Here is a 5360-nt window from a genome sequence, read left to right as displayed (position 1 = left end):
CCGATCTGCCGGAGACGCGCGCGGCCGCCGACAGCCTGGGGCTGGAGACGAGCATCCGGCCGGCCAGCCGTCCCCCCGCGCCCTCCCGCGAGGAGCCGGCGGCGGAGGAGAAGGAGCCGGCCGGCGGGTGGGTGGCCAGCGAGGGACTGCTGGTGCGGCGCACCTTGCGGAGCGGCGCCTCGCTGGTGCATCGGGGGCATATTGTGGTGGTGGGGGATGTGAATCCCGGCGCGGAGGTGATCGCCGGCGGGGACATCGTCATTTGGGGGACCCTGCGCGGGATGGCCCATGCCGGCGCCGGCGGCGATGAAGGAGCGGTCATCTGCGCCCTGCGCTTTCGGCCGGAGCAGGTGCGCATCGCCGATGTGGTCGCGACCCATGTGCAGGAGCCGGCGGTTTCCGCCGGCATGCCGCATATGGCCGCCCTGCGCGATAGACAGATTGTGCTGGAGCCCTGGATAGAGGGCATCGGGGCAACGGGCCGGCATCCGAAAGATGTTTCCAAGCGCTGGTCGGGGTTCTGGCGCTGGCTGCGCCGGCACTGATGATGGGACGCGTTTCCACCAGAATGGAGGCCATGCCATATGGGAGGCAAGATCATCACCATTACTTCGGGCAAGGGCGGTGTGGGGAAAACCACCACCACCGCCAATATCGGTGTGGGGCTGGCTCTTCTGGGCAAGAGCGTGGTCTGCGTGGACACCGACATCGGCCTGCGCAACCTTGACCTGGTCATGGGGCTGGACAACCGCATCGTCTATGACCTGGTGGACGTGGTGGAGGGGCGCTGTCGGCTGAAGCAGGCGCTGGTGCGGGACCGGCACCTGTCCGAGCTGTATCTGCTGCCGGCGGCCCAGACGCGCGACAAAACCGCCGTCTCCGCGGCGCAAATACAGGCGCTGTGCGATGAACTGCGCAAGGAGTTTGATTTCATCCTGCTGGACTCGCCGGCCGGCATCGAGACCGGCTTTCACAACGCGCTGGCGCCGGCGGATGAGGTCATCATCGTCACCACGCCGGATGTCTCGGCGGTGCGGGATGCCGACCGGGCCATCGGGTTTGTGGAGGCGCAGGAGAAGGGGCCGGCGCGGCTGATTATCAACCGCATCAAGTCGGACCTGGTGCGCAAGGGCGAGATGCTCACTATCGAGGACGTGGTGGAACTCCTGGCGATCGAGCTGATCGGCATCGTGCCGGAGGATGAGACCATCATCATGTCCACCAACCGCGGCACGCCGGCGGCGATGGACCGCAAGTCGCTGGCCGGCCAGGCTTTCCGCAACATTGCCAAACGCCTCACCGGTCAGGAGGTGCCGTTCATGCCTCTGCCGTCCAACGACGGATGGCTGAAGCGGCTGACGCGCTTCGTCCGCCCTGCTTCTTCGTGAGAGCGGATCACCGTCCAGGCGAGGGGAAAGCGAATCGATGGCCGAAGGCACCGCCAGGGGTTCAGAAGGGAGAGAAAACATGGGAATCTTGGACAAGCTGACAGGCCGCCGCGAACCTTCCAGCCGCACCGTGGCGAAAGAGCGGCTCCAACTGGTGCTGGTGCAGGACCGGGTACAGCTCTCGCCCCATGTGCTCCAGGCCCTGAAGGATGACCTGATTGACACCATCTCCCGCTACGTGGACATTGACCGGGAGGCAGTGGAGATCACCATTTCCCAGAATCAGCGAGAAAGCTGGCTGGTGGCGAATATCCCGCTGTCCCGCGGGCGCGCCGGCTCGCGCCGCTGATCGAATGGTTTGAGGGGATATGCGCAAGGTAAATTGGCGCCACTTTGACCTGCTGTTACTGCTGGCGACCGCTCTGCTGGTCGGGTACGGCGTGCTGATGATATCCAGCGCCGTGTCGGATTCGCCCGGCCTGCAAGAACTTCCGCGGCGCCAGGCGGTATATGCCGGCATCGGCGCGGCGCTGATGCTGGGAGTCACGCTCATTGACTACCGCCATCTGCGCGATTTCCGCTATCCGATGTACTTCCTGGCTCTGGGACTGCTGATGCTGGTGCTGGCGGTGGGCGAGGAGAGCTACGGTGCCCAGCGCTGGGTCAATCTGCGCTTCTTCCCCATCCAGCCGGCGGAAATCGCCAAGATACTGCTGGTCATCTTCCTGGCGGCGTACTTCGACGGCCGGCAGGAGGAGATCACCTCGTTCCGCACGTTTGTTGTGTCGCTGTTGTTTGTCCTGCCGGCGGTGGCGCTCATCATGGCCCAGCCCAACCTGAGCACGGCTGTTTCCCTGCTGGTGCTGTGGGGGGTGATGGCCTTCGTGGCCGGCGTGCGCCTGCGCTATCTGGTCGGACTGCTGATGGCCGGCGTGCTGGCCTCGCCGGCGCTGTGGGCGCTCCTGGCAGACTATCAGCGTCAGCGCATCCTCATCTTCCTGAATCCATCCAGCGACACCATGGCCAACTACAACGTGTGGCAGGCCATGATCGGTATCGGATCGGGGGGCCTGCTGGGCAAGGGGTTCGCCATGGGCAGTCAAAGCCAACTGCGCTTCCTGCGGGTGCGCTGGTCGGATTTCATCTTCGCGGTCATCGGCGAAGAGCTGGGCTTTATCGGGGTCCTGATCCTCGTGGCATTACTGCTGGTGGTAGTACTGCGGTTACTGCGCGGCGCCGTACGGGCGCGCGATATGATGGGGCAGTTGATCGCGGTGGGTGTGGCGACGCTCATCCTGTTTCAGAGCGTGGTGAATATCGGGATGAACATCGGGATGCTGCCGGCCACCGGCGTGCCGCTCCCCTTTGTCAGCAGTGGCGGCAGTTCGCTCATCGCTTTCCTGATGGCAGAGGGGCTGGTGCAGAGCGTCAACCTGCGCCGGCTGAAGGTCGAATATCCCCTGGCCAGCCGGGTCGGGGGTTCCATACCATAAATCTGATACTGGAGGAACAGGGATACCATGTCATCGGTACCGGTACGCGTGCGCTTTGCCCCCAGCCCCACCGGCTATCTGCATGTGGGCGGGGCGCGCACCGCATTGTTTAACTGGCTGTTCGCGCGCCGGCATAACGGCGTCTTCATCTTGCGCATCGAGGACACCGACCGCACCCGCTATCAGGAGGACGCGCTGGAGGACCTGATGGCGATGCTGCGCTGGCTCGGCCTGGATTGGGACGAAGGGCCGGATGTCGGCGGCCCCTACGGCCCCTATTTCCAGTCCCAGCGCCTGCATATTTACCAGGAATATGCGGAGAAACTGGTGCGCGAGGGCCATGCCTATTACTGCTACTGTTCGCCGGAGCGCCTGGAGGCCATGCGGGAGGAACAGCGCCGGCGCGGCGAGCCTCCCGGCTACGACCGTCACTGCCGCTATCTCACCGCCAAACAACGCGCCGAATATGAGGCCCAGGGCATCAAGCCGGTCATCCGGCTGGCCGTGCCGCTGGAAGGACAGACCTCATTCACCGATGTCATCCGCGGCACCATCACGGTGGACAACAGCAGTCTGGACGACCTGATCCTGCTGAAGTCGGACGGCTATCCCACCTATCACCTGGCCAATGTCATTGACGACCATCTGATGCGCATCAGCCATATCATGCGGGCCGACGAGTGGCTCCCCAGCGTGCCCAAGCATGTCCTGCTGTATCAGGCGTTCGGCTGGGAGCCGCCGGTCTTCGCCCATCTGCCGGTCATCCTGGATCCGAGCGGGCAGGGCAAGATGAGCAAGCGCCGGCAAAGGGTCGGGGACAAGGAGCATTACGTGCTGGTGCGGGAGTTCAAGGAGGCCGGCTATCTGCCGGAGGCCATGTTCAACTTCCTCACCCTGGTCGGCTGGTCGCTGGACGACAAGACGCAGATCATGCCGAAGGAGGTGGCCATCCAGCACTTCGACCTGGACCGCATCAATAAGGCGCCGGCCGCCTTCTCGTACGAGAAACTGGAGTGGATGAACGGCTACTACATCCGTCAGCTCTCGCCCGATGAGCTGGCGGAGCGGCTGGTGCCCTTCCTGGCCAGGGGCCTGGGCATGAGCGAAGAGGAGGTGCGCCGCCGGCCGGAAACCCGCCTGCTCGCCCCGCTGGTGCAGGAGCGCATCAAGGTGTTGAGCGAGGCGGTGGAGATGATGGATTTCGCCTTCCGCGAGCGGCTGGACTATCCGGCGAAAAGCCTCATCGGCGAGAAGATGAGCGCCGAGGCATCGCTGGAGGCGCTGAAGCGCGCCCGGCAGGCTGTGGCGGCGCTGGAAGCGTTCGACGCGCCGGCCATCGAGGCCGCCCTGCGCCCGCTGGTGGAGGAGCTGGGCGTCAAAGCGCGCCAGCTTTTCGGCATTATCCGCATTGCCATCACCGGCAAACCGGTGTCGCCCCCGCTGTTCGAGTCCATGGCGGTTTTGGGTAAGGAGCGTTGTCTGCGCCGGCTGGACGAGGCCATCGAGCGGCTGGGCCGGTTGGTGGGACAGGCCGGCTGATATATGGCCCTTACGGAGGCGGTGGAGATGACGTCTGACAACGTACAGGCGGTGTTCTTCGACCTTGGCTATACCCTGATGTACTTCGACCCTCCCGTGGAAGAGCTGACCCTGCAGGCACTGCGGGAGGCCGGCCTCCTCGTTGGGCCGGAACAGGTCCTGCCGGCGCTGGGCCAGGTCTGGAAAGCCTACGCGCTGGAAGGCATCCAGAAACCCTTCCCTCCCACGCCGGAGTATGATGCGGCCCGCGAGCTGGAGATGGAGCGCCAGCTCCTGCGCCATCTGGGGTACGAGGACGAGGAAATCCGCCGGCGCTATCACGAGCGGCTGGAAGCGCTCTTCACCCAGCCGGGTGTCATGCGGCTGTACGATGACGTCCTGCCGGCCCTGGAAAGGCTCAAAGCGCAGGGCTACCGCCTGGGCATCATCTCCAACTGGAGCTGGAACCTGGTGGAGCGCTGTCGACACCTGGGCATTGACGGATATTTCGATACCATCACCGCCTCGGCCTACGTGGGTTATAGCAAGCCGCACCCGGCCATCTTTCAACACGCGCTGGCGCAGGTGGGGATTCCGCCGGCCGCGGCCGTGCATGTGGGCGATCAGTATGAGGCGGATGTGCGCGGGGCGCAGGCCGCCGGCATGACCGGCATCCTGCTGGACCGCACGGGGAAGGTGCCGGCCGCGTCCTGCCCGGTCATCCGCGGTCTGGAGGAACTGCTGGGCTGGCTGGAGGGAAAAGGGGCAAGCCGCTAGGGGTTCCCGCCGGCGCTCCGCCGGTGCACGACTAACAGCCATCCCGTTTGGATCGTAATCGTCGCTTCTGGCCCCAGCATGACGTTGCTCACGCCGCGGCTGGGGCCCATATACAGCGGCTCCCCCCGCAGGGGATATTCCAGCCCGCTGGTGACGATGCCCTCCACCACCGGGGACAGGGGGA

At 65.0% G+C, this 5360-nt stretch carries 7 protein-coding genes; 6 read left to right on the top strand and 1 reads right to left on the bottom strand.

Features of this window, described 5'->3' with window-relative positions; genetic code table 11:
- The 6 genes from minC to H5T60_11105 form a co-directional block, all read left to right on the top strand.
- The coding region (gene minC / locus H5T60_11130; GenBank protein ID MBC7242984.1) for a septum site-determining protein MinC at window positions 1-545 on the top strand (545 nt) is incomplete at its 5' end.
- Window positions 546-584: 39 nt separating this feature from the next.
- The gene (gene minD, locus H5T60_11125) at window positions 585-1388 is read left to right on the top strand and encodes a septum site-determining protein MinD (GenBank protein ID MBC7242983.1); all 804 of its coding nucleotides are present in this window, start codon (window positions 585-587) and stop codon (window positions 1386-1388) included.
- Window positions 1389-1467: 79 nt separating this feature from the next.
- Window positions 1468-1737 carry a cell division topological specificity factor MinE gene (gene minE, locus H5T60_11120; protein ID MBC7242982.1) on the top strand — a complete coding sequence of 90 codons (270 nt, stop codon included), beginning with the start codon at window positions 1468-1470 and terminating at the stop codon, window positions 1735-1737.
- Window positions 1738-1756: 19 nt separating this feature from the next.
- Window positions 1757-2881 (top strand): rod shape-determining protein RodA, encoded by a 1125-nt coding sequence (rodA, locus tag H5T60_11115; protein MBC7242981.1) that lies wholly within the window; start codon window positions 1757-1759, stop codon window positions 2879-2881.
- A 27-nt stretch (window positions 2882-2908) separates the two neighbouring features.
- Complete coding sequence (locus H5T60_11110) at window positions 2909-4420, top strand: glutamate--tRNA ligase (protein ID MBC7242980.1); 1512 nt, start codon at window positions 2909-2911, stop codon at window positions 4418-4420.
- A gap of 27 nt (window positions 4421-4447) precedes the next feature.
- Window positions 4448-5176, top strand: a complete 729-nt coding sequence (locus H5T60_11105) for an HAD family hydrolase (protein ID MBC7242979.1) — start codon at window positions 4448-4450, stop codon at window positions 5174-5176.
- Here the strand turns inward: H5T60_11105 and H5T60_11100 are convergent.
- The coding region (locus tag H5T60_11100) for a thiamine diphosphokinase (GenBank protein MBC7242978.1) at window positions 5173-5360 on the bottom strand (188 nt) is incomplete at its 5' end. The two genes, H5T60_11105 and H5T60_11100, sit on opposite strands and share 4 nt — an antisense overlap.

The sequence above is a fragment of the Anaerolineae bacterium genome, from assembly GCA_014360855.1.
Taxonomy (GTDB): Bacteria; Chloroflexota; Anaerolineae; order JACIWP01; family JACIWP01; genus JACIWP01.
This window is presented reverse-complemented; position numbering and strand designations above follow the sequence as displayed.

Coding starts and splice junctions, on each gene's coding strand:
- minD (MBC7242983.1), top strand. CDS start 585: ATGGGAGGCAAGATCATCACCATTACTTCGGGCAAGGGCGGTGTGGGG.
- H5T60_11110 (MBC7242980.1), top strand. CDS start 2,909: ATGTCATCGGTACCGGTACGCGTGCGCTTTGCCCCCAGCCCCACCGGC.
- H5T60_11105 (MBC7242979.1), top strand. CDS start 4,448: ATGACGTCTGACAACGTACAGGCGGTGTTCTTCGACCTTGGCTATACC.
- rodA (MBC7242981.1), top strand. CDS start 1,757: ATGCGCAAGGTAAATTGGCGCCACTTTGACCTGCTGTTACTGCTGGCG.
- minE (MBC7242982.1), top strand. CDS start 1,468: ATGGGAATCTTGGACAAGCTGACAGGCCGCCGCGAACCTTCCAGCCGC.